Source organism: Bradyrhizobium sp. Kon37, from assembly GCF_055807535.1.
The window spans coordinates 1-239 of the sequence record NZ_JBVVOY010000331.1 but is presented as its reverse complement, the minus strand read 5'-3'; the positions used below and the strand labels follow the sequence as shown (position 1 = coordinate 239).

Below are 239 nucleotides of genomic sequence, written 5' to 3'. Positions count from 1 at the left end.
GCCGACGGCAGCATTGAAGAGGCGGGCGACATGGTTGTGTACGTCGCCGGCTATCCCGCGGTTCGGCGGGTAGGCGTTCTGCACGTGGCAGTTCGACGTGATGCTTTCGTCGTGGCCGTAGCCGGTTTCGCGGCTCTTGAGCTGGTTAATGTCCTGGCAGATGAGGTAGCACTTGATGCCGTAGCCGGCGACGAAGGCAAGGGACTCTTGCAGGATTTCGAGCTTGCCCAGGCTGGGGA

General features: G+C 61.9%; 1 protein-coding gene. It reads right to left on the bottom strand.

What is annotated here, in order from left to right:
- Positions 1 to 239 (bottom strand): type IV secretory system conjugative DNA transfer family protein (locus AC0L3J_RS38370; RefSeq protein WP_473350618.1); only part of this gene is annotated, 239 nt, incomplete at both ends.